The sequence below is a fragment of the Methylosinus sp. KRF6 genome (genome assembly GCF_018887255.1).
Lineage (GTDB): Bacteria > Pseudomonadota > Alphaproteobacteria > Rhizobiales > Beijerinckiaceae > Methylosinus > Methylosinus sporium.
In genome coordinates, this window is the sequence record NZ_JAHLJF010000001.1 from 2,341,114 (window position 1) to 2,362,094 (window position 20,981).

22 protein-coding genes are annotated in these 20,981 nt (G+C 65.6%); 12 read left to right on the plus strand and 10 right to left on the minus strand.

What is annotated here, in order from left to right; all coding sequences use genetic code 11:
• The first annotated feature begins 62 nt into the window (after positions 1-62).
• Positions 63-590 (plus strand): gamma carbonic anhydrase family protein, encoded by a 528-nt coding sequence (locus KP010_RS11345; RefSeq protein WP_108917836.1) that lies wholly within the window; start codon positions 63-65, stop codon positions 588-590.
• 42 nt (positions 591-632) lie between these two features.
• Here the strand turns inward: KP010_RS11345 and KP010_RS11350 are convergent, their stop codons facing one another.
• Entirely contained in the window at positions 633-1,250 is a 618-nt protein-coding gene (locus KP010_RS11350; RefSeq protein WP_142861847.1) for a transglutaminase-like cysteine peptidase, read from the minus strand.
• Between the two features lie 387 nt (positions 1,251-1,637).
• On the opposite strand from KP010_RS11350, the gene KP010_RS11355 reads away from it, so the two are divergent.
• Together KP010_RS11355 and KP010_RS11360 are read left to right on the plus strand one after the other, a co-directional pair.
• Positions 1,638-2,129, plus strand: coding sequence for a Spy/CpxP family protein refolding chaperone (locus KP010_RS11355; protein ID WP_142861848.1), 492 nt, complete (start codon positions 1,638-1,640; stop codon positions 2,127-2,129).
• Between the two features lie 52 nt (positions 2,130-2,181).
• On the plus strand, positions 2,182-2,625 hold the full coding sequence (locus tag KP010_RS11360; protein ID WP_142861849.1) for a hypothetical protein: 444 nt from the start codon (positions 2,182-2,184) through the stop codon (positions 2,623-2,625).
• 16 nt (positions 2,626-2,641) lie between these two features.
• Here the strand turns inward: KP010_RS11360 and KP010_RS11365 are convergent, their stop codons facing one another.
• From KP010_RS11365 to recA, 3 genes are all read right to left on the minus strand, one after another.
• Complete coding sequence (locus tag KP010_RS11365) at positions 2,642-3,070, minus strand: universal stress protein (protein ID WP_108917840.1); 429 nt, start codon at positions 3,068-3,070, stop codon at positions 2,642-2,644.
• Between the two features lie 230 nt (positions 3,071-3,300).
• Positions 3,301-5,967, minus strand: a complete 2,667-nt coding sequence (gene alaS, locus KP010_RS11370; protein ID WP_142861850.1) for an alanine--tRNA ligase — start codon at positions 5,965-5,967, stop codon at positions 3,301-3,303.
• Positions 5,968-6,221: 254 nt separating this feature from the next.
• Positions 6,222-7,301, minus strand: a complete 1,080-nt coding sequence (gene recA / locus KP010_RS11375) for a recombinase RecA (RefSeq protein WP_161912649.1) — start codon at positions 7,299-7,301, stop codon at positions 6,222-6,224.
• Between the two features lie 310 nt (positions 7,302-7,611).
• Here recA and pyrE point away from each other — a divergent pair, with 310 nt between their 5' ends.
• Positions 7,612-8,205: an orotate phosphoribosyltransferase gene (gene pyrE / locus KP010_RS11380; RefSeq protein WP_142861852.1), complete on the plus strand. Its 594-nt coding sequence runs from the start codon at positions 7,612-7,614 to the stop codon at positions 8,203-8,205.
• 12 nt (positions 8,206-8,217) lie between these two features.
• Positions 8,218-8,550 (plus strand): cytochrome c, encoded by a 333-nt coding sequence (locus KP010_RS11385; protein ID WP_216280883.1) that lies wholly within the window; start codon positions 8,218-8,220, stop codon positions 8,548-8,550.
• Positions 8,551-8,554: 4 nt separating this feature from the next.
• Here the strand turns inward: KP010_RS11385 and KP010_RS11390 are convergent, their stop codons facing one another.
• The 3 genes from KP010_RS11390 to KP010_RS11400 form a co-directional block, all read right to left on the minus strand.
• Complete coding sequence (locus KP010_RS11390) at positions 8,555-8,983, minus strand: DUF3617 family protein (protein WP_185966399.1); 429 nt, start codon at positions 8,981-8,983, stop codon at positions 8,555-8,557.
• Between the two features lie 169 nt (positions 8,984-9,152).
• The gene (gene lysM / locus KP010_RS11395; protein WP_216280884.1) at positions 9,153-9,644 is read right to left on the minus strand and encodes a peptidoglycan-binding protein LysM; all 492 of its coding nucleotides are present in this window, start codon (positions 9,642-9,644) and stop codon (positions 9,153-9,155) included.
• 84 nt (positions 9,645-9,728) lie between these two features.
• Positions 9,729-10,385 (minus strand): SGNH/GDSL hydrolase family protein, encoded by a 657-nt coding sequence (locus tag KP010_RS11400; RefSeq protein WP_216280885.1) that lies wholly within the window; start codon positions 10,383-10,385, stop codon positions 9,729-9,731.
• A 69-nt stretch (positions 10,386-10,454) separates the two neighbouring features.
• Between KP010_RS11400 and KP010_RS11405 the strand changes: the two genes are divergently transcribed.
• The 4 genes from KP010_RS11405 (at position 10,455) to KP010_RS11420 (ending at position 14,623) form a co-directional block, all read left to right on the plus strand.
• The gene (locus KP010_RS11405) at positions 10,455-10,949 is read left to right on the plus strand and encodes a DUF2165 family protein (protein ID WP_216280886.1); all 495 of its coding nucleotides are present in this window, start codon (positions 10,455-10,457) and stop codon (positions 10,947-10,949) included.
• Positions 10,950-11,072: 123 nt separating this feature from the next.
• Entirely contained in the window at positions 11,073-12,344 is a 1,272-nt protein-coding gene (locus KP010_RS11410) for a cytochrome-c peroxidase (RefSeq protein ID WP_216280887.1), read from the plus strand.
• A 102-nt stretch (positions 12,345-12,446) separates the two neighbouring features.
• On the plus strand, positions 12,447-14,117 hold the full coding sequence (locus KP010_RS11415; RefSeq protein ID WP_216280888.1) for a mucoidy inhibitor MuiA family protein: 1,671 nt from the start codon (positions 12,447-12,449) through the stop codon (positions 14,115-14,117).
• Positions 14,118-14,188: 71 nt separating this feature from the next.
• Positions 14,189-14,623, plus strand: a complete 435-nt coding sequence (locus KP010_RS11420) for a heme-binding protein (protein WP_036292728.1) — start codon at positions 14,189-14,191, stop codon at positions 14,621-14,623.
• On the opposite strand, the gene KP010_RS11425 is transcribed toward KP010_RS11420, so the two are convergent.
• Positions 14,589-15,215: a GDSL-type esterase/lipase family protein gene (locus tag KP010_RS11425; RefSeq protein ID WP_216280889.1), complete on the minus strand. Its 627-nt coding sequence runs from the start codon at positions 15,213-15,215 to the stop codon at positions 14,589-14,591. The two genes, KP010_RS11420 and KP010_RS11425, sit on opposite strands and share 35 nt — an antisense overlap.
• Positions 15,216-15,376: 161 nt before the next feature.
• Complete coding sequence (locus tag KP010_RS11430) at positions 15,377-16,081, minus strand: RluA family pseudouridine synthase (protein WP_253203607.1); 705 nt, start codon at positions 16,079-16,081, stop codon at positions 15,377-15,379.
• A gap of 144 nt (positions 16,082-16,225) precedes the next feature.
• Here KP010_RS11430 and KP010_RS11435 point away from each other — a divergent pair, with 144 nt between their 5' ends.
• Positions 16,226-16,408, plus strand: a complete 183-nt coding sequence (locus KP010_RS11435) for a hypothetical protein (protein WP_018267802.1) — start codon at positions 16,226-16,228, stop codon at positions 16,406-16,408.
• 65 nt (positions 16,409-16,473) lie between these two features.
• On the opposite strand, the gene KP010_RS11440 is transcribed toward KP010_RS11435, so the two are convergent.
• Positions 16,474-17,592: a HupE/UreJ family protein gene (locus KP010_RS11440; RefSeq protein ID WP_216280891.1), complete on the minus strand. Its 1,119-nt coding sequence runs from the start codon at positions 17,590-17,592 to the stop codon at positions 16,474-16,476.
• A gap of 190 nt (positions 17,593-17,782) precedes the next feature.
• On the opposite strand from KP010_RS11440, the gene nikR reads away from it, so the two are divergent.
• Positions 17,783-18,241: a nickel-responsive transcriptional regulator NikR gene (gene nikR / locus KP010_RS11445; RefSeq protein WP_108917849.1), complete on the plus strand. Its 459-nt coding sequence runs from the start codon at positions 17,783-17,785 to the stop codon at positions 18,239-18,241.
• 105 nt (positions 18,242-18,346) lie between these two features.
• Positions 18,347-20,620, plus strand: a complete 2,274-nt coding sequence (locus KP010_RS11450; RefSeq protein ID WP_142861862.1) for a TonB-dependent receptor — start codon at positions 18,347-18,349, stop codon at positions 20,618-20,620.
• Positions 20,621-20,981: the final 361 nt, after the last annotated feature.

Below are 20,981 nucleotides of genomic sequence, written 5' to 3' on the forward strand. Positions count from 1 at the left end.
CCGGCGAAGCCCCTGCGCGTCTCTCCGAGACGTCGCCGAAAGGGGCGCGGGAGACGAGGATCATGCCGCTCTACAAGCTCGACGGCGTCGCGCCGCGCGTGCCGGCTTCCGGCCGTTTTTGGGTCGCGCCGGACGCTCGGATCATCGGCCGCGTGCAGCTCGACGAAGACGCCAACATATGGTTCGGCTGCGTGCTGCGCGGCGACAATGAATGGATTGCCGTCGGCGCCCGCACCAATGTCCAGGACAACTGCATTTTCCATACGGATATGGGCTTTCCGCTGACCATCGGCGCCGATTGCACCATCGGCCATGGCGTCATTCTGCACAGCTGCGTCATCGGCGAGGCGAGCCTCGTCGGCATGGGCGCGACGATCCTCAATGGCGCGAAAATCGGCCGCAACTGCCTCGTCGGGGCCAATTCGCTGGTGACGGAAAACAAGGAATTCCCGGACAACAGCCTGATCGTCGGCTCGCCGGCCCGCGTCGTGCGCACGCTCGACGAGGGCGCGCTGGCGCGCAATCTCGAATCGGCGAAGCATTATGTCGAGAACGCCGAGCGCTATGCGAAAGGGCTGGAGGCGATCTGACCGTCCCGGCGCGCCCTTCGCAGGGGCGCGCCGACCGCCGGCTCAGCGCGCGGCGAAGCGGGGCGCGTTCGGATCGTCGATCGCCACCCAGACATTCTGATCGAGCTGCGACTGCCGCTTGACGAAACGATAGGGCGTGTTGGTCCAAGGGCGCACGGCGTCGTTCATATTGTCGAGGACGAACTCGCCGCGATTGGTCTTGACGGTCAGAATCGCGTGACCGTCGCCATTCTTCTCCTTGACCACCGTCATCAGCAGCGCGGCGCGCGGATAGCCGAGTTCGACCAGCAGACGGCGCTTCATCAGCGCATAATCCTCGCAATCGCCCTTGCCGTCGGTGGGATAGTCCCAGCGATCGACGACGCCCCAATGCTCCATGTCGGAGACGGGCTCGATCGCGTGATTGACCTTCGCGTTGATGCGCTGGAGGTCCTTGTAGGCCTTGGCGGTGAGATCGATATCGCGCGGAGCGGAGGCGTCGACGTCGCATTCGCCGCGATAGCGATGACAAAAGTCCAGCCATCCGTATGGGACGCTGGTCTCGGCTCCGAGAGCCGCATGGAGCAGGGGCTCGGAGGCTGCGCGCGCAGGCGCTCCCCAGAAGGAGAATGCGCCGGCCAGCGCCGCGCTCATCGTCAGTCTCGCCACTCTACGCAACATTCTCGTCGTCTCCCCGATGTGAAGACGAGAATAGATTTATTGTTTTGCCCGCTCCGTAAGTAGATAGCTCAGTTTTTCAGCGAACACGTTTAGATTTTATGGGTTTTTTCGTAAGTATAACGAATTGCGACCAAAATAGGCGAAATTTCGCGGTATTTTCGGTATGCTATTGAAAATATGCGATATCGATGGCCGCCCGAGGGGCCGCCGCGGATCGTTCGAGGCGCCGCGCCTGCTCTCGCGGGGCCCATTCGTTAACGCCGGAGCCCTATTCGTCGTTAACGGGCTCGCCTCGGCGGCGGCGGGGGAAATCACGGCGGCGGCCATGGTTCGGTCTCAAAGGCGGCGTAAGAACTCGAGCCGGGTTTCCATCGGGGTTCGACGACGATGTTGCTGCGCTTTGCAATTGCCTTGGCGGCGAGCTTTCTCGCCTTCGTCGTCTGCGACGCGCCGATCGCCGAGCCGCTCAACCGTGTGGCGGAAAATCCCTTTGTCGCGCGCCGCAGCCCGCTCGAGAGCCATATGGACGAATGGCGGCTCGCTCTGCGTCTCTCGGGTGAGCAGGACCGGCTGTTCTCCACTTTCGCGGAGCAATTGCATGTCGTGGTTCGGGACCGCGACGCCGCCATCGTCGCCGCCGCGATCGACCGCAATCGGGAGGGCGCGCCGCGCGATCCCGGCGAGCCGCTCCGCGCGCGCGCCGATCGTCTGAGCCGCCATGTGGAGAATTTACGCGCGCTCGCCGACGCCGAAACGAGCTTCTTCGCCTCTCTGTCCGTCGAGCAGCGACGCATAGCGGATCGCGTCATGCCGCGCGATGTGCTCGGCGCGCATGACCTGTTCCGCCGCCGCGGAATTCGCCCGGATCGAAATGGCTAGAATTTCCATGCGCACGCTCGCCGCAGCCCCCTCCCCTCGTCGGACGCAGGGAATGAAATCCGTTTCGGACTCCCGCGCCGCGCGCTGTGCGGGACTTCGGGTTCTTTTGGCCTGCGTTCTCTCTATGATGGCGCTCGCGCCTGCGGCCTCCGCCGCCAACGGCCCCGACAGGCCACCGACCTTCGAGCCCGCCGCCCCGCCGGCGCTCGCCGGAAAATCGGCGCAGCCGGCGCAAGCGCGCAAGCGCCTGACCAAATTCGAGGCGCGACGCATTCGCCACGCCTGCCAGGGACGCGCCAATGAGCGCGGCCTCGGCGGCCCCGAGCGCGAAGCTTTTTTGGGTCGCTGCTATTTCGGCCGCGTCTCGACCCGCGTCGAGCGCCAGCAATGCCGCCAAGAGGCGGCGGCGCGCGGCGTCGAGCGAGGGAGCCTGCGCGCCTATATCCGCGACTGCGTGCGGGACCGGCTGCGCGCCAAGGAAGAGAGAAAGAACTGAAAGGCGGCCGGCGCGCTCAGCGCCGCACCACCAGCACCGAGCATTTGGCGTGGCGCACGATCGTCTTGGCGTTGGAGCCGAGAAGATAGGTCGACATCGCCGGCCGATGCGAGCCGAGCACGATGAGATCGGCGCCCCACTCTTGCGCTTCCGCGAGCACCTCCGGATAGATGGCGCCGAAACGCACCACTGTCGTCACCTTGTTCTTGGGATAGTCGAGCTTGGCGGCGACATCGGCGATTTCCTGCTCCGCCGCGGTGCGCAATTCCTCGTCGAAATTCGGCGGGATGTAATCGAGAAACGCCACCGGCACGAGAGATTGCACATTGACGAGGCGAAGTTCGGGCTGCGCCTGGCCTTTGGCCAATGCGAGCGCTTCGTCGAGCGCGAGGCGCGTCAGCTCCGGCTCTGTCAAATCGAGGGGAATGAGGATTTTCTCATGCATGGGCGCTCCTCCGCTCGGGTAACCAACCGACCATGGCCCCGAGATCGTGATGTAAGGCTCGCGCTCCGGCGTTTTTAGCGCTCGAGCGCGCGACCGAACGTCGCGCGGCCTCTTACGATGGGACGACGTCGGCCGGCGCGCCGCCAGCCGATTATATGGCGTCCGACTCGCGATTGCGCTGCGGGAAAATATTTAGGAGACGAGTGACGCCGGCGCGATCGCCCTCGGCTTCACTGCGAGGCCTTTTGGCGGAGCGTCTCCTCGACCGCCGCGAGCGCCGCATCGAGCGCAGAAGCGTCGGGACCGCCGGCCTGGGCGAGATCGGGCCGCCCTCCTCCGCCCTTGCCGCCGAGCTTCTCGGAAGCGGCGCGCACCAGATCGATGGCGTTGAAGCGGGCGGTGAGATCGGCGGTGACGCCGACGACAACTCCGGCCTTGCCGTCCGTGGAGGCGTTGGCGATGGCGACGACGCCGGAGCCGATCGTCTTCTTGGCCTCGTCGACGAGGGACTTCAAATCCTTCGCGTCTATGCCGCCGACGGCTTTGGCGAACAGCTTGATTCCAGCGACGTCGCGAACAGGCTCCGCCGCGCCATTGCCGCCGCCGCCCATGGCGAGCTTGCGCTTGGCGTCGGCGAGCTCGCGCTCCAAAGTCTTGCGCTCCTCGATGAGGCTGGCCAGCCGCGCCGGGGCTTCCTCGACGGAGGCGCGAACGAGAGCCGCGATCTCGCGCAGCGCCTTGGCCTCGGAGACGAGCTGCGCGCGGGCGCCTTCCGCCGTCTTCGCCTCGATGCGGCGCACGCCCGAGGCGACCGCGCCCTGCGAGACGACGCTGATGAGGCCGATGTCGCCGGTGCGACGCACATGCGTGCCGCCGCAGAGTTCGACGGAAAAGGCGCGATCGGCGTCGACGGCCGCATGGCCCATGGCGACGACGCGCACCTCGTCGCCATATTTTTCGCCGAACAAAGCGCGGGCGCCGGAACGAATGGCCTCGTCCTGGCCCATCAGCCGGGTCTCGACCGGGGCGTTGTCCTGCACCACTTCGTTGGCGATCTGCTCGACGGCGGCGATCTCTTCCTCGGTCAATGGCTTGGGATGGGTGAAGTCGAAGCGCAGCCGATCCGGCGCGACGAGCGAGCCCTTTTGCGCGACATGATCGCCGAGCACGCGGCGCAGCGCCTCGTGCAGAATATGCGTCGCCGAATGATTGGCGCGCACGGCGTTGCGGCGAGCGTGCTCGACCTCGAGCTCGAGCGCGAGACCAGGCGTGAGCGCGCCCTCCTCCACCACGCCCTCGTGAACGAAGAGGCCGTGAACCTTCTTTTGCGTGTTGGTGACGCGAAAGCGCACGCCCTTGGCGCGCATCACGCCGATGTCTCCGATCTGGCCGCCGGACTCCGCATAGAAGGGCGTCTGATTGAGCAGCACGGCGCCGCGCGCGCCGGTCTCGAGCCGGAAGGTCTCCGCCCCTTCGTGGAGAAGGGCGACGATCTGGCCCTCGGACTTTTCCCGATCATAGCCGAGAAACTCGGTCGCGCCGAGACGCTCCTCGAGCGCGAACCAGACGGCCTCGGTCGCCGTCTCGCCAGAGCCGGCCCAGGCCTTGCGCGCCTCGGCGCGCTGGCGCTCCATGGCGGTCTCGAAAGCGGCCTTGTCGACGACGATGCCGCGCGGTCGCAGCGCATCCTCGGTGAGATCGAGCGGAAAGCCGTAAGTGTCGTAGAGCTTGAACGCCGTTTCGCCGGAGAAGCTCGCGCCGGCCGTGAGCGAGGCGCTCTCCTCGTCGAGGATCGAGAGGCCGCGCACGAGAGTCTGGCGGAAACGCGTCTCCTCGGTCAGCAGAGTGTCGCGAATGAGGCTTTCGGCGCGGGTCAGCTCGGGATAGGCGAGGCCCATTTCGGAAACCAGCTCGCCGACGAGGCGATGCATCAAAGGCTCGGCGGCGCCGAGAAGCTGCGCATGGCGCATGGCGCGGCGCATGATTCGGCGCAGCACATAGCCGCGGCCCTCATTCGAAGGCGTCACGCCATCGGCGACGAGAAAGGCCGAGGCGCGCAGATGATCGGCGATGACGCGGTGGCTCGCCGCCTGCGGTCCGGCGGAATCGACGCTTGTCGCCTCCGCGACGGCGCCGATGAGGCGCCGGAAGAGATCGACCTCGAAGACCGATTGCACGCCCTGCAGCAGCGCGGCGATTCGCTCGAGGCCCATGCCCGTGTCGATGGAGGGACGCGGCAGCGGCGCGCGCTCGCCCGGCGCGGTCTGCTCATATTGCATGAAGACGAGGTTCCAGAACTCCAGGAACCGATCGCCATCTTCGTCCGGGCTGCCGGGCGGGCCGCCGGCGACGCTGTCGCCCTGATCGAAGAAAATCTCGGAGCAAGGGCCGCAGGGGCCGACGTCGCCCATGCTCCAGAAATTATCTGCGGTGGGAATGCGGATGATGCGATCGTCAGAAAAGCCGGCGATCTTTTTCCACAGCGAAAAGGCTTCGTCATCGTCGTGATAGACGGTGACCAGCAGCTTTTCGCGCGGCAGGGCCAGCTCGCGGGAGACGAAATTCCAGGCGAGTTCTATGGCGCCTTCCTTGAAATAATCGCCGAAAGAGAAATTGCCGAGCATCTCGAAAAAGGTCAGATGCCGCGCCGTATAGCCGACATTGTCGAGATCATTGTGCTTGCCGCCGGCGCGCATACATTTTTGCGCGGTGGTGGCGCGCGCGTAATGGCGCTTCTCGAAGCCGGTGAAGACATTCTTGAACTGCACCATGCCGGCGTTGGTGAACATCAGCGTGGGGTCGTTCTGCGGGACGAGCGGCGAGGATGCGACCTTCTCGTGTCCATTGCGCGAGAAATAGTCGAGGAAGGTCGAACGGATCTGGTTGACGCCACTCATATCGGTTCTTGTCGCCCGCTTGTTCGGCTCGAAAAGCCATCGAACGCGCGCTCGGCCGTAACCGTCGCAGGGAAAAGGAAAAGGCCCGGCGCGAACCGAGCCCTTCTAGAGCATTTGTCCGCGAAGTGGAACAGGCGGCGCGGCTCGCGGAAGGGGATGACGCTTCGGAAGTCTTCGTGCTGTCACCCCACCCCGGACGGCTGCGCCGTCCGACCCTCCCCCTGAAGGGGAGGGTGGGCGTTCGCTGTCTGCGATCAGTCCTCGGCGCCGTCGCCCTCGCCCTCGCCGCCGGCGTCGAGAATGCGCTCGGCGATGAGGCCGGAATTTTCGCGGATCGCCTGCTCGATCCGCTCGGCCGCCTCTTTGTTCTGCTTGAGAAAGGTCTTGGCGTTCTCGCGGCCTTGGCCGAGTCGCTGGCTGTCGTAGGAGAACCAGGCGCCGGACTTCTCGACGACGCCGGCCTTCACGCCGAGGTCGATCAACTCGCCGACCTTGGAGACGCCCTCGCCATACATGATGTCGAACTCGACCTGCTTGAAAGGCGGGGCCACCTTATTCTTGACCACCTTCACGCGGGTCTGGTTGCCAGTGACCTCGTCGCGGTCCTTGATGGAGCCGATGCGGCGAATGTCGAGACGCACGGAAGCGTAGAACTTCAAGGCGTTGCCGCCCGTGGTCGTCTCCGGCGAGCCATACATGACCCCGATCTTCATGCGGATCTGATTGATGAAGATGACGAGCGTGTTGGAGCGCGAGATGGAGGCGGTGAGCTTGCGCAGCGCCTGGCTCATCAGGCGGGCCTGCAGGCCGGGCTGCACCTCGCCCATCTCCCCCTCGATCTCGGCGCGCGGCGTCAGCGCGGCGACCGAATCGATGATGAGCACATCCACCGCGCCGGAGCGCACCAGCGTGTCGGTGATCTCCAGCGCCTGCTCGCCCGTATCGGGCTGGGAGATCAGCAGCTCCTCGAGATTGACGCCGAGCTTGCGGGCGTAGACCGGATCGAGCGCATGTTCGGCGTCGACGAAGGCGCAGACGCCGCCCTTCTTCTGCGCCTCGGCGATCACATGCAGCGCCAGAGTGGTCTTGCCCGAAGATTCCGGCCCATAAATCTCGACGATGCGGCCACGCGGCATTCCGCCGACGCCGAGCGCGATGTCGAGCCCGAGCGAGCCGGTGGAGATCGTCTCGATCTCGACGGCCTTTTGATTCTTGCCGAGCCGCATGATCGAGCCTTTGCCGAAGGCCCGCTCGATCTGCGACAAAGCGGCGTCCAGCGCCTTGGTCTTGTCCACGGATGTTCCTTCCACGAGGCGGAGATTGGCTTGGCTCACGGCGATGATTCCTTCTGGCACGGGGCGGGCGGCAGGCGCAACGCGAGATGCGGCCCTGAAGCGAAAGAGCGGTGAAAGACTTGTGAGGATCGGACCGGTATCGGACGCGAAGATCGGATGGGCAGATTGTATCGCATTTGTTCTCTTCGCCAAGTTCTTTTTTTGTTCCGCTCGCATTTTTCGCCCCGCCTCCCGCGCCGGCGCGGGCCGAGGGAAGGAACCGGCTTGAAGTCCGCGAGTTCCTCGGCGTAAGGGACGCGAGCCGGCGCAAGGCGCCGTTCTTCTATCGACAGCGGAGTTTCGACAGCCAATGAGCGATTTGCGCGCTTCCCGTCCCGACGCCGTTCTCGATCCCGCCGATCCGCGCTGGGGGCGGCTGCATCGGCTGATCGACACGCATTCGCTGCTGCGCGGCGATTTCACGCTCTCCTCGGGCCGCAAGAGCAATTATCTCTTCCAGCTGCGCCAGACGACCATGCTGCCGGAGGGCGCGCATCTCATCGCCGATATCGTCGTCGACTATATGAGGGCGCAGGGAATAAAAGGCGTCGGCGGCCTTGCCGTGGGCGCCGTGCCCATGGTGGCGGCCATCGCCGCGGTGAGCTTTCCCAAAGGCGCGCCGGTCGAAGCTTTCTTCGTGCGCAAAGAGGCCAAGGGCCATGGCGCCAAGGAGCGCATCGACGGCTATGTGCCCAAGGGCGGCGAATCGCTGATCGTGGACGATGTGGCGACGACGGGCGGCTCTATATTGGAGGCCATCGCCGGCATGACGGAAGAGCATCCAGAGGCGAAAGCGACGCGCGCGCTGGTGGTGATCGACCGTGAGGAAGGCGCTGCGGAAAAGCTCGCCGAAAAGGGAATCACGCTGGCGTCGATCTTCAAGCGGAGCGATTTCACCATATAGAGGAGCTGCGACATGATTTGCCCGACGCCGATGATTTTTGCATTAGTCGCTTCCATAGCCGTCGCGGCGCCCGCGGCCGCGCAATTGAGCGATCCGACGGCCGGGCGACGCCTCGCCGCCTCGCTCTGCGTCGAATGTCACCGCATAGACGACAAGACGCCGGCCAAGGACGAAGCCTCCAAGGCGCCGAGCTTCGTTGATGTCGCGCGCATGTCCTCGACGACGGAGCTGGCGATCAAGGTCTTTCTGCGCAGCTCGCATCGCAACATGCCCAATCTCATCCTCACGCCGGACGAGATCGACTCGCTCGCCGCCTATATCGTCGGCCTCGCGCCGAAGCAGTGACGCCTCAGGGCTGCGGACATTCCGAGCGAAGATATTTCGCGTCTATGGTGAAGCCCGAGCGCTCGCGCGTGACGCCGCTCTTTTGCGTGAGCGTCGTCTTCGATTGCGCGCGATACCAGCTCGAGAAATCGCCGGTGAACAAGAGGCTCGTCACTTCGCGCGCGCCATGGAGATCGCAGGAGAAGGTGACGATGACCTCGCCGCCTTGCGCGGATTCGACCGTCGGCTTCGTGCAATTGTCCTGCGGAGCGCCGAGCAGGCCGTCGCCCGCCTCGATGCAAACGTCATGCGACTGCAATCCCACTTCCGGCGATATGGTCTTTATGCGCCAGAAGCCGGGCCGACGCTGCGGGAGACTATCCGCCAACGCGCTCGCAGCAAGCGGCAATATCACGGCGATGAGCGTCGCGCGACACACAGTATGGAGGTTCAACTCTTCGCCTCGATGACGGATGATCTTATACGGCGCAGAATATGTGACGCGCGCCTTTGCGAGGCAATTCGTTTTCGATATCGCGCGCGATTTCGAGAATAGCTCCCGCGCGCGCATCCCTATTTTTCCCGCATGACGCGGCCTCCCGAAGGAGGCCGCGCGACAGAGATCAGGCCTGGCCGGCGGCGCCTTGGGCCTTGGGAATGCGCAGCACCTGGCCCGGATAGATCTTGTCGGGGTCGGAGAGCAGCGGCCGATTGGCGGCGAAAATCTCCTCGTATTTTCCGCCCTTGCCCTGGCCATATTGCGTCTCGGCGATCTTCCACAGCGTGTCGCCCTGGCGCACCTTGTAGAAGAGCGATTCGGTCTCCTGCTTGCCGACGACGATATTGCTCTCGACCTGCGAGACGCCCTTGGTGTTGCCGACGGCGAGCACGATCTTCTCGGCGTCGCTGGTGGAGGCCGCCTTGCCGCCGAGCTTCACCTTGTCGCCCTCGACCGAGATTTCGATCTTGGAGGCGTCGAGACCCTTGTTCTCGATCTCCTTCTTCAATTCATCGGCGGGCGCGGCGGCGTTCTCGGTCGCGCCCTTGGGCGACGGCGCATTCTTGTCGATCTTGTCGCCGCTCTTCGAGTTGTTCCAGAAATTGAAGAGACCCATTTTTACGACCTCCTTCGCGCTTTGGCGTGAGCGCGAGCGCCGGTGGAATTGCGCCCGCGCCGCGTTACATAGGGCGCGCCGCGCTCAGGCGAGCCCATCGCGAAGAAGGCGCTCTCGCGCCGCCTGCACCCATAGCTGCGCGGCGAGCGGCGAGAAATGCAGGCCGTCATCGGTCATCTCGGGCCGCCGCGCGCCGTTTTGCGAGAGCTGCGGCGCGAGATCGACGACCGCGAGCCCGCGCGCTTCGGCGAGCGCGCGCATCAGCGCATTGATCTCGTCTATGCGCGGAGCCTGCGCAGCGTCGGCGACATGGGGCGCGAGCATCAGAACGCCGCGCGCATCCTCCGGCAGGCGGCGCAGCAGCGCGCGGAAGTCATGGTCGATCTGCGCGAGCGGCGCCGCGTCGAAAAGAAGATCGTTCAAGCCGCCGTCGATGATGAAGCAGCGCGCGCCCATCATGCGCGCCTCGACGATTTGCGCGCCTATATCCTTCAGAGTCGCGCCGCCGAGGCAGAGGCGCAGCACGTCGAAGGGCCTCCGACGGAGCAAGCGCCAATCGCATTGCGCCGCGAGACTGTCGCCGACAATGGCGTAGCGCGGCGGCCGCAGACGCGCGACCCGCCGATGCAGCGCGATACGAAAGACGCGCCGCGCGCCGGCGTCGGAGACGACGAGCAGCGCGCCGAGGAGCAGCAGGAGAAAGACGAAAATGAAAAGAATTTGCGCCACTGTCGCGATCATCGCCCTCGCCGCCTCGTCCGCGTCATCGGCGGGACATAGATCGGAATCGACTCCGGGGAGGACCCACGCATGATCGCCCGCATCGCCAAGATCCTGCTCACCGCCTGCGCCGGCCTGCTCGGCCTCGTCACCGGGCTCGGCAATATTTTCGATTATGGCACGAATTTCGATGTCCTTCGTCATGTCGTCTCCATGGACACGACTCACGCCGACGCCGCGCTGATGAGCCGCGCCATTCTCTCCGACACGCTGCAGCGGCTGCTCTATGCCGGAATCATCGCGACGGAGCTCGCCTATGGGGCGCTCTGCCTCTATGGCGCGCTGCGGCTTTTTGGCGCACGAAAGGCCGATGCGGCGCGCTTCGAAACGGCGAAACAATGGGCCATTGGCGGGCTCGCGCTCGGCTTCGCGCTCTATTTTTTCGGCTTCATGATCATCGGCGGCGAATGGTTCCAGATGTGGCGTTCCATTGATTGGAACTTCCAGCAGCCGGCCTTTCGATTCATCGGCTCGCTCGGCCTCATCCTGCTCTTCGTCGCTCAGCCGGAGCCCCCGCGCGGCTGAAGCGGCGAGAGCATTGTTTGGAACCGATCCAATCTATTGAGTTTGACGGAATTAGCGCTTCTTCACTAGATTTCGCGCGCCTCGCTCATTCGGAGAGTCCGCTCTCCCGATTGGAGACTCTCAATGGCGCTCGCCATTCGATCGCGCCTCTCGATAGTGTCGCGCGCCTTTTTCTTTCTGCTCGCGGCGGCCGCGCCGGCGGCGAGCTTCGAATCGACGACGAGCGACGCGCGGGCGGCCGATGAAGCCGGCCTCACGCCGCGCGAGCTGCTGGGCAAGCGGATTTTCGAGGACAAGAGCCTGTCCGAGCCCGCCGGCCTCTCCTGCGCCTCCTGCCACGATCCCGCCAAGGCGTTTCAAGGCAATAACGGCTCGCCCGTCGCGGCGCTGGCGCGCGGCAGCCGGCCGGATGCGCTCGGAACGCGCAAGACGCCGTCGCTCGCCTACGTCTCCTTCAGCCCGCGCTTTCATTTCATGAAGAAGGAGGACGAGGAGACCGGCGCGACCGAGCTCGTTCCCGCCGGCGGCCAATTCTGGGACGGACGCGCGGATGATCTGGCTGCGCAAGTGGAAGGGCCGCTGCTCAATCCGCGCGAGATGAACAATCCGTCGAGAGCCGCCGTCGTCGAGAAGATCAAATCCGGCGCCTATGCCGATCTCGCGCGGCGCGTCTATGGCGCGAAGATTTTCGACAGCGACGCCGCTTTCGATAAATTGGCGCGCGCCGTCGCCGCCTATGAGAGCAGCGCGCGCTTTCATCCCTTCTCGTCCAAATTCGACGATGCTCTGCGCGGCCGCGAGAAATTGACCGCTGAAGAAGCAAAGGGCTTCGCTCTGTTCAAGGACAAGAACAAGGGCAATTGCCTCGCCTGCCATGTCGGCGAGGAGAAATCGCGCCGGCCGCAAGACTGGCTGTTCACCGATTTCAGCTATGACGCGCTGGGCGCGCCGCGCAACGCCGCCATTCCCGACAACAAAGACCCGGCCTTTGTCGATCTCGGCCTCTGCAAGCGCGAGGGCCTCGCGAAGATCGCGCCGAAAGGCTTCGACATCGACAGTCTCTGCGGCCAGTTCAAGGCGCCGAGCTTGCGCAATGTCGCCGTGACCGGGCCCTATCTGCACAATGGCGTCTTCGCCAGCCTGCGCGATGTCGTCGCCTATTATGCGACGCGCGACACCGACCCTGCGCGCTGGTATCCGAAAAAGAACGGCGCGACCGCGAAATACGACGATCTGCCGCAAAAGTTCCACGACAATGTGAACGTCAAGGAAGTTCCCTATGATCGCAAGCCGGGCGAAACGCCGCGGCTCGACGAGGGCGAAATCGACGCCATCGTCGCCTTTCTGCGCACGCTGACCGACCGGCCCGCGCCGGTCGCCAGAGCCGAGAAATAAAGCCGAGAAACAGAACGTCTCCGGCCGAAGCGCCGGCTCCGCCGCGAAAAGGACATAAGCATCGGGCCGGATGGCGCCGTCTTTCCTCGAGGAGGCGGCCCCATGCGGCTTCGTGTTTCCGCTCTCGTTTGCGTATCATCGATCGCGCTGTCCTCCGCATGGGCGAAGGAGACGATCATCGAGGCGGCCTCGGCGGTCGAAGGCGTCGTCGTCCATCCCGACGCCGCGACGGTGACGCGCAGAGCGACGATCGATCTTCCCGCGGGGGCTTCGACCATCGTGCTCGAGAACCTGCCCGCCGCGCTCGACGCCGATTCGCTGCGCGTCTCCGGCGAGGCGAATGGCCGCGTGACGATCGGCGCCGTCGAGACGCGATTCGCTCCGGCGGATGCGCGCGCGCCGGATACGGCGATCGAGATCAAGCTGAAGCAATTGCGCCGGGCGCGCGAGAGCCTGCAGGCGACGCTGGATGCGCTCGCCGGCAAGCAGGCGATGATCACGCGCTATTCACAGGCCGGGCCGGAGAAGCTCGGGCCCGAGGCGCGCCCTCTCGCGATCGGCGAATGGAACGCCGCTTTCGAGACGATCGGCGCCGCGCTCGCCAAGACCGGCGAAGAATTACGCACGGCGCGCGCCAGGGCCAAGGATCTCGACGATGAGATTCATGCGCTCGAAGCGGGAGGCGGCGAACGCAAAATGCAGCGCCCGGCGCGCGAGGTCGCGATCGCCGTGGAATCGGCGAGCGGCGGAAAGCTGCGATTGACGCTCACCTATCTCGTCTCCGGCGCCTCTTGGCGGCCCGCCTATGACGCGCGGCTCGACACCGGCGGCAAGGACGGCAAGCCGCAGATCGAGCTCACCCGTCGCGCCGCGGTGACGCAGAACACGGGCGAGGATTGGAGCGACGTCGCGCTCTCCGTCTCGACGACGCGCGCGCATCGCGGCGCATCGGCGCCGGATGTGCAGCCGCAGCGCGTCGGCTTCTACGAGCCGCCCGTTCTCTATGCGGAAAAGCTCGCCGCTCCGGTCGCCGCAGCGCCCGAGCGCCAATTGCGCAGAGCCGACGCCAGGGCTTCGGCGCCCGCGCCCGTCCCCTTGGAACAGCAGACGGCGACGCTCGAATCCAACGCCTATCAGGCCAGCTTCAACATCGCGGGCCGCGTCGGCGTCCCCGGCGACGGAAGCTCGAAGAGCTTCATTCTCTCGTCGCGCCGCGTCGAGCCGACGCTCGCCGCGCATATCGCGCCGGCGCAGGATCCAACCGCCTTTCTCGAGGCGCGCATCGTCAATGAGGAGGACGCGCCGCTGCTGCCAGGCTCCGTCGCCGTGCAGCGCGACGGCGTTCATGTCGGGCAGAGCCGCATCGCTTTCGTCGCGCCCGGCGAGGCGGTCGAGCTCGGCTTCGGCGCCGACGACAAGATCAAGGTGACGCGCGCGCCGGTCAAGCGCGTCGAAATCGAGCCGAGCTGGTTCGGCCAGACCAAATATGAGACGCGCGACTTCAAGACGACTATACGCAATCTGCATGATTTCGTCGTCCCGGTGACGGTGGTCGATCGAACGCCTTTTTCCGAAAACACGGCCATTACGGTGGAGACGCTGCCACAGACCACCGCGCCCACGACGAAGCAGGTGGCGGACAAGCGCGGCGTGATGGCCTGGAGCTTCGACGCCAAGCCCGGCGAGACGAAAGAGCTGCGCCTCGCCTATCGGGTCAAATGGCCGGCGGAGCGCGACATTGTGACACAGCCGGCGCCGATCGCGCAGAGATGACGGACTTGAAAGGGACTTCGGCGTAGCCATTTGTGTGGTGTCGCGGCGCTCGCGCGACGAGGAGAGTCCCCATGCATGTCAATATCGCCGCGGCGGAGGCCGCCATCACCGCCGCGCGCAAGCGCGCCGCCGAGCTCGGCACGAAAATGTGCATCGCCGTCGTCGATTCCGGCGCCGATCTGAAAGCCTTCTATCGCATGGACGACGCCTGGGTCGGCAGCATCGACATTGCGATCAAGAAGGCGAAGACGGCCGTCTTCTTCGGAATGCCGACCGGCGAGATCGGCAAGCTGTCGCAGCCGGGCGGCCCGCTCTTCGGCATAGAGCATTCCAATGACGGGCTCATCACCTTTCCCGGCGGCCTGCCCATCGTCGACGAGGACGGCGTGCTGGTCGGCGCCATCGGCGTGAGCGGCAGCTCGGTGGAGAATGACCACGCCGTCGCGCAGGCCGGCGTCGCCGTCGTCGGCGTCAGCGATCTGCCGGCGCATCCTTGGCGGACATGAGCGCGCCGTCGAGCCAAGCGCGCCATTGCGGCGCCGCGCCGATGAAATCGGCCAGCGCCGCATAGCCGCCGCTATTGGGGTGGGCGCCGTCGCCGGCGGCCGCCTCGCTCAAAAGCACGCCGCAATGCGCGGCGAAGCCGCGCGTCTCGATATAGGGAATGCGCTGCTCGGCGCAGAGCCGCTGCAATTGCGGACACAGGCGATCGATGCGCGCCACGTCCGGCAGAAACGGGCCGACCATCAAAACGGGCGCGAGCGTCGCCGCCTCGCGCAATATTTCCTGCGCATGAGCGAGCGTCTCCTCGAGCGGAACGCGCGCGCGGCCCGCTTCCTCCACGCAATCATTGGCGCCGAAGGAAAACAGCAGACGCGCGTCGCAGTCTCGCGGCAGACGGCGCCGCGCCTCCTCGCGCCAACGCGCCGCGATGTCGGCGCTGGTGTCGCGGCGGATGCCGAGATTATAGGCGGTGACGTCCCGCCCGCCCCGGCGCTCCCGCGAGACGAGCCGCCCCACCCAGCCGAGACCATCGTCGTCGCCGGTTCCATTGACGAGGCTGTCGCCGAAAAAGCAGATGCGAACCGGCGTGGTCATGCGCGCCCCCGGATAGATTTGCGCGGCCTCCGCCGCCTTCCTTCTCCCCGCTCGCGGGGAGAAGGTGAGGATGAGGGGCCAGAGCATGAGCCACAAACGGAAAACGCCCCGAGCCCCTCACCCCGGCCCTCTCCCCGCTCGCGCGGGGAGAGGGAGAAATATCACTCCGCCTCCACGCGCCATCCGCAGAGCGCCAGCGCCTCGCGCATATGCGCGGGCGCCGGGGCGCGCACGACGATGCGCTCCTTGTTCTCGCGCATCGGAATGTCGATCTCGCGCGCATGAAGATGCAGCGGCGGCGCGCCTTCGCGCTTGCCATGGCCATAGACGGGATCGCCGAGCATGGGCCAGCCCATCGCCTGGCAATGCACGCGCAGCTGATGCGTGCGGCCGGTCTGCGGCTTCAACTCGAGGAAGGCGAGGTCATTGCCCTGCGCGTCGCGGGCGCGGCCGAGCACGCGCCAATCCGTCTGCGCCGGCAGGCCCAGCGGATCGGGACGCATCCACCAGCCGCGCGTCGAATCGAGCCGGCCTAGCGCAATGTCGATATGGCCCTCCTCCTCCGAAGGCGCGCCTTCGACGATCGCCCAATAGGTCTTCTCGATGCGCCCGTCGTGAAACAGTCTGCCGAGCCGCTCCAGCGCCTTGCGGTGGCGGCCGAGCACGAGGCAGCCGGAAGTGTCGCGATCGAGCCGATGCGCGAGCGCCGGCGCGCGCGGCAGGCCGAAGCGCAGAGCGTCGAAATGATCCTCCAGATTCTCGCCGCCCTTGGGGCCGCGATGCACGGGCAGGCCGGCGGGCTTGTCGACGACGAGCATCAGCCCGTCCCGATAGAGGAGGCGCGAGACGAGATCATCCGGTGTCATAGGCCTCATCCTAATCGAAACATGCGGCGATTTCGCGGGGCGTCACGCGGCCCGCCCTTGCCGCCGCGCGGCGCGCGCTAGCTAGAGACATGCGGAGCCAGCCCTTGGTCCAAGGGCCAGCGATAGAGAACAACGGAGAGTACCATGGCCGAAGAAGATCAAGTCGACCGCCTGATGTCGCGGAACGCCTATATTTTCGGAGGAGTCGGGGCCGTGCTCGGCGCGATCATGGGCGCCGGCGTCGTCGGTTTCCCCGCCGCGATCGGGACGGTGATCATCGGCGCGCTGCTCGGCGGCATTCTCGGGTCCTTCATCGTCACCAAATGACCCGGGCGAGCGACGCCCATTCGACGGAGCGCGGCCGCACGAAAGCCGCCGCGCTCCCGCAGCGCTCAGGCCGAATGGCCGAGATGCACGAGCACCAAGTCGAGCGCGCCGACGCGCTCCAGCAGCCAATAGGCGCCGAGCAGCGCGATTGCCGCCGACAGCGCATAGACGAGCCGCGGGCTGCGCTTGCCGCCGGTCTGCTTGTCGATAAAGAGCAGCGCCGGCACGAAGACCAGCACGATCGCCACTTGTCCGAGCTCCACGCCGATGTTGAAGGAGGCGAGCGCCGGCAGCACGGCGTTCGCCGGCACGCCGAGCTCCTTCAAGCTGCTGGCGAAGCCGAAGCCATGGATGAAGCCGAAGAGAAATGTGTCGCGCCAGCGCCCGTCGACGCGGCGCGAGAAAAAGTTCTCGACTGCGACATAGATGATCGAGGCGGCGATCGCCGCCTCCACCCATTGCGAGGGCAGCGTCACAATGTCGAGCGCCGCCAGCGACAGCGTGATCGAATGGGAAACGGTGAAGGCGGTGACGATCTTCACCACCGGCCAGACGCGCGTCGCCCATAGAAGAATGGCGATCAGAAAGCAGACATGATCGTAGCCGGTCAGAATATGTTCGACGCCGGCCTGCACGAATTTCCACATCAGCTGCCAGACCGTCTCCAACGGCTTCGACAGATCGAGCGGCGGATCGGCGGGATAGAGCATGGTCTCGCCGGCGTTTTCGCCGGTCAGCGTCACGAGATGCTTGGCCTTGGAGCCGGCGACGGCCAGCAGCTCCTTTGCGTCGTAGAAAATCTGGCCGGCGACGCCGGAGCAGTCGAATTTCAGCTTCACCAATGCGCTGTCCGCATTGGCGGGGTCCTCTCCGGCGTAATCGACGCGGCCGGCGCAGGCGTGTCCCTCGGCGTCATGCATGGAGACGCGGCGCTGAACGAGCTTGCCGATCTGCGTCTCCAGCACGCCCGGCTGCGACAGCTCGACGCCGACGCGCTCCGCCATGGTCTGCGAGAAGATGCGCTCGAGATCGGTCGCCAGAAAGCCGACATCGATCTGATAGGAACGATCTTTCTCGGGCGTGATCTTGGCGGTGGAGATGTCCGCCGTATGGGCGAAGGCCGGCGCGAGCGATGCGAGCAATGCGGCGACGACGAGCGGCAAGCATTTCGACGACCAGCTCATTTTCGAAAGACTCCGGGACAAGCCTGAATGGCGGGGCCGCGACAATGCCCGACGCCGCGAAAATGGACAAGACCGCGCGCCGCTCGGCCCGCGCGCGATTGCGGGGCCGCTCCCGAACGGGTAAAATCAACGACATGCGGCCGAAGCTTTTCATTGGAATGCAGGGCCGCCGCGCGGGGGAGCGTCCGATATGCAGCGTGTCACCATGACCATAGACGACGATCTCATGGCCGCTCTCGACAAATATATGGAAGCCGGCGGGCATCAGAATCGATCGGAGGCGGTGCGCGATCTCGTGCGCGCCGGCCTCATGAAGCAGCCGAAGCTCGACGACAGCGATCGCCCCTGCATCGGCGCGCTCGTCTATCTCTACGACCATGAGACGCGGCAATTGTCGAAGCGGCTGATGCACGACCATCACAGCCACGCCGATCTCTCCATCGCCGCCCTGCATGTGCATGTCGACGCCGAGACCTGCCTCGAGGTCTCGCTGCTGCGCGGCGCAAAGTCGGAGGTCGAGCATTTCGCCCAGCATGTGATCGGCGAGCGCGGCGTGCGCTACGGCCAGCTCGTCGTCGCGCCGGCAGAGGCGCATTCGCCCGAGAGCGCCTCGGCGCCGAAACCGCACCACGGCCATAGCCACGCCTGAGGCCTGTGACACAAATGCAACGCTTCGGGCAAATCCGTAGGTGGGTCGTTGCCACAGCTACGTTCGTATGATCTGATAATAAAAAAATCATACGGGGGAGCTGCGATGACCGGCTGGCGAGTTGGCGAAATTTCCGCATTGGCCCTGGCGGTCGCGCTTTTCGGCGCGGACGCCGTCGCGCAGGAGAGCTTGCCGGACATAGACATCGGCGCGCCGATCGCGGCCGCGACTCCGGCGGCGGCCGCCGCGCGCGCGGAAGACGCGCAAAAGGCGAAGGTGAGGGTCGAGGCGGCCAGCGAGACCGTCTTCAGCGGCCAGCAGGTCAACGCCGTTCCCTTCGCGCGTCCGGGCGAGGCGCTCGAGATCGTGCCCGGCCTCTCGGTCACGCAGCACAGCGGCGAGGGCAAGGCGAACCAGTATTTTCTGCGCGGCTTCCAGCTCGACCACGGCACTGATTTCTCGCTGACGCTGGACGGAATGCCGATCAATATGCGCACCCACGGCCATGGCCAGGGCTATGCGGACGCCAATTTCCTGATCCCGGAGCTGCTCTCCTCCGTCGTCGGCCGCAAGGGCCCTTATTACGCCGACAAGGGCGACTTCTCCTCGGCCGGCTCGGTCGATATGCAATATATCGACAAGCTCGATCACGGCTTCTTCCGGGCGACGGGCGGCAGCTTCGCCTATGGCCGCCTGCTCGGCGCCAAGAGCTTCGAGGTGAATGGCGGCAATCTGCTCACCGCCATCGAATCCAGCATATACAACGGCCCGTGGACGCGGCCCGACGAGATGCGCAAGATCAATTCGGTGCTGCGCTGGTCGCGCGGCACGCAGGAGGACGGCGTCTCCATCACCGCTATGGCCTACGCCAACCGCTGGTTCTCCACCGACCAGATCCCCTCGCGCGCCGTCTATGGCGGGATCATGCCGCTCTGGGGCAATGTCGACAGCACGGACGGCGGCGACGCTTCGCGCTTCAGCCTCTCGGCGCGCTGGAGCCAGACGGAAGGCGCGCATTCCTCGCGCGTGGAAGCCTACGCCATCCGCTCGACGCTCGATCTCTACAACAACTTCACCTATTTCCTCTCGCATCCCGACCTCGGCGACCAGTTCCGCCAGTTCGACCGGCGCACAGTGCTCGGCGTCAACGCGCAGCACGCCTATAAATACGAGCTCGCCGGCCTGCCGATCGAATCGCGCATCGGCCTCGAGAGCCGCTACGACAATATTCGTCTCGGCCTCCAGGACAGCTGGCGGCGCCAGCCCTATGACACGATCACCAACAGCCATGTGGCGGAAGGCAGCGTCGGCCTTTGGACCGACACCACTGTTCGCTTCACGCCCTGGCTGCGCGCCACCGGCGGCGTGCGCTTCGATTATTTCGCCGCCAGCGTCGGCAGCCTCCAAGACCCACTCTCCGCGCCCAAGGACGAGAATGGCGCTCCGATCTGGACCGGCCCTTGGAACAGCGGCTCCAAATCGGCGACGATGGGGAGCCCGAAGGTCGGCGTCGTTATCGGCCCCTTCGAGCAGACGGAGCTCTTCCTCAATTTCGGCGAGGGACTGCATTCGACCGACGTGCGCGGAACCGTGACCCGGCTGAGCCCGGCCGACGGCTCGTCGGTGGCGACCATCCCGCTGCTGGTGAAGCAGCGCGGCGCCGAGATCGGCGTGCGGACCACGCGCCTGCTGGAAGGGCTCGAATCCTCGGTCGCCCTCTGGTGGCTGAACAATGATTCGGAAAATCAGTTCGAGGGCGATTCCGGCAGCACCTCCTTCGGCCGGCCGAGCCGGCGCTACGGCATAGAGATCATCAACCACTACACGCCCGCCTCCTGGCTGCGGATGGAGGGCAGCGTGTCGCTGTCTCATGCGCGCTTCCGCGGCGTCGATCAGCAGCAGGCGCTCGCCTGGATCGATCTTCTCTCGCCCGACGCGATCGGCTACGGAACCTATGTCGGCAACGCCCCCGGCAATTACATTCCCGATTCGCCCAACATCGTCGCCATGGGCCAGATCGAAGTGGGCGAGGCGACAGGCCCCTTCGCGGCGCTGCGCTATCGCTATCTCGGCGAGCGCCCGCTGACCGAGGACGGCGCCTTCAAATCGCCGGCGACCGGCACGCTCAACCTTCGCGCCGGCTATCGCTTCGACAATGGCTGGAGCATTCAGGCAGACGCTTTCAACGTCACTAATTCGCGCTCCGACATGATCACCTATGGCTATGGATCGCTGATCCCCTCCGATCCGCTCTATGGCCTGTGCAAGGCGGGCGTCGCGCCGAGCAATGTCTGCTCGGTCGGCGTGATGGGCCGTCATTTCAAGCCGATGGAGCCGCCGGCCGTGCGCGTGTCGATCACCGGCCCGCTGCCCTTCTGAGTTCGGTCGCATCCGTTTCATCGGGCGGAACGAGAAGCGGCACGCCCGGAAAGGCGTTTTCCACCTCCCCCTCGAGGGGGGAGGTCGAGCGCCGCAGGCGCTCGGGAGGGGGTGACGCCCCGAATCTTCGCCGGGGAACCCCACCCCGGGCCGCTTCGCGGTCCGACCCTCCCCCTAAAGGGGAGGGTGCGCACACACTTTCGGCATTCACCCGACTCCCTGTCCCGCGCACCGATCTGGCGCCCTGCGGAAAGCTCGGCTAGGCTGAGCGTTTCGCTGGGCGGCTTTTTGCGCGCCGCGGCGATCCGCTAGAGTATCCGTTATGGACAAGGGGCTTTTTCGGCCCAAAGCCGGTCATCGC

What these genes read in the sequence shown, in the direction of transcription:
- KP010_RS11345 (WP_108917836.1), top strand. Translation starts at nt 63, where the DNA reads ATGCCGCTCTACAAGCTCGACGGCGTCGCGCCGCGCGTGCCGGCTTCC.
- KP010_RS11350 (WP_142861847.1), bottom strand. Translation starts at nt 1,250, where the DNA reads ATGTTGCGTAGAGTGGCGAGACTGACGATGAGCGCGGCGCTGGCCGGC.
- KP010_RS11355 (WP_142861848.1), top strand. Translation starts at nt 1,638, where the DNA reads ATGTTGCTGCGCTTTGCAATTGCCTTGGCGGCGAGCTTTCTCGCCTTC.
- KP010_RS11360 (WP_142861849.1), top strand. Translation starts at nt 2,182, where the DNA reads ATGAAATCCGTTTCGGACTCCCGCGCCGCGCGCTGTGCGGGACTTCGG.
- KP010_RS11365 (WP_108917840.1), bottom strand. Translation starts at nt 3,070, where the DNA reads ATGCATGAGAAAATCCTCATTCCCCTCGATTTGACAGAGCCGGAGCTG.
- alaS (WP_142861850.1), bottom strand. Translation starts at nt 5,967, where the DNA reads ATGAGTGGCGTCAACCAGATCCGTTCGACCTTCCTCGACTATTTCTCG.
- pyrE (WP_142861852.1), top strand. Translation starts at nt 7,612, where the DNA reads ATGAGCGATTTGCGCGCTTCCCGTCCCGACGCCGTTCTCGATCCCGCC.
- KP010_RS11385 (WP_216280883.1), top strand. Translation starts at nt 8,218, where the DNA reads ATGATTTGCCCGACGCCGATGATTTTTGCATTAGTCGCTTCCATAGCC.
- lysM (WP_216280884.1), bottom strand. Translation starts at nt 9,644, where the DNA reads ATGGGTCTCTTCAATTTCTGGAACAACTCGAAGAGCGGCGACAAGATC.
- KP010_RS11400 (WP_216280885.1), bottom strand. Translation starts at nt 10,385, where the DNA reads ATGATCGCGACAGTGGCGCAAATTCTTTTCATTTTCGTCTTTCTCCTG.
- KP010_RS11405 (WP_216280886.1), top strand. Translation starts at nt 10,455, where the DNA reads ATGATCGCCCGCATCGCCAAGATCCTGCTCACCGCCTGCGCCGGCCTG.
- KP010_RS11410 (WP_216280887.1), top strand. Translation starts at nt 11,073, where the DNA reads ATGGCGCTCGCCATTCGATCGCGCCTCTCGATAGTGTCGCGCGCCTTT.
- KP010_RS11415 (WP_216280888.1), top strand. Translation starts at nt 12,447, where the DNA reads ATGCGGCTTCGTGTTTCCGCTCTCGTTTGCGTATCATCGATCGCGCTG.
- KP010_RS11420 (WP_036292728.1), top strand. Translation starts at nt 14,189, where the DNA reads ATGCATGTCAATATCGCCGCGGCGGAGGCCGCCATCACCGCCGCGCGC.
- KP010_RS11425 (WP_216280889.1), bottom strand. Translation starts at nt 15,215, where the DNA reads ATGACCACGCCGGTTCGCATCTGCTTTTTCGGCGACAGCCTCGTCAAT.
- KP010_RS11430 (WP_253203607.1), bottom strand. Translation starts at nt 16,081, where the DNA reads ATGACACCGGATGATCTCGTCTCGCGCCTCCTCTATCGGGACGGGCTG.
- KP010_RS11435 (WP_018267802.1), top strand. Translation starts at nt 16,226, where the DNA reads ATGGCCGAAGAAGATCAAGTCGACCGCCTGATGTCGCGGAACGCCTAT.
- KP010_RS11440 (WP_216280891.1), bottom strand. Translation starts at nt 17,592, where the DNA reads ATGAGCTGGTCGTCGAAATGCTTGCCGCTCGTCGTCGCCGCATTGCTC.
- nikR (WP_108917849.1), top strand. Translation starts at nt 17,783, where the DNA reads ATGCAGCGTGTCACCATGACCATAGACGACGATCTCATGGCCGCTCTC.
- KP010_RS11450 (WP_142861862.1), top strand. Translation starts at nt 18,347, where the DNA reads ATGACCGGCTGGCGAGTTGGCGAAATTTCCGCATTGGCCCTGGCGGTC.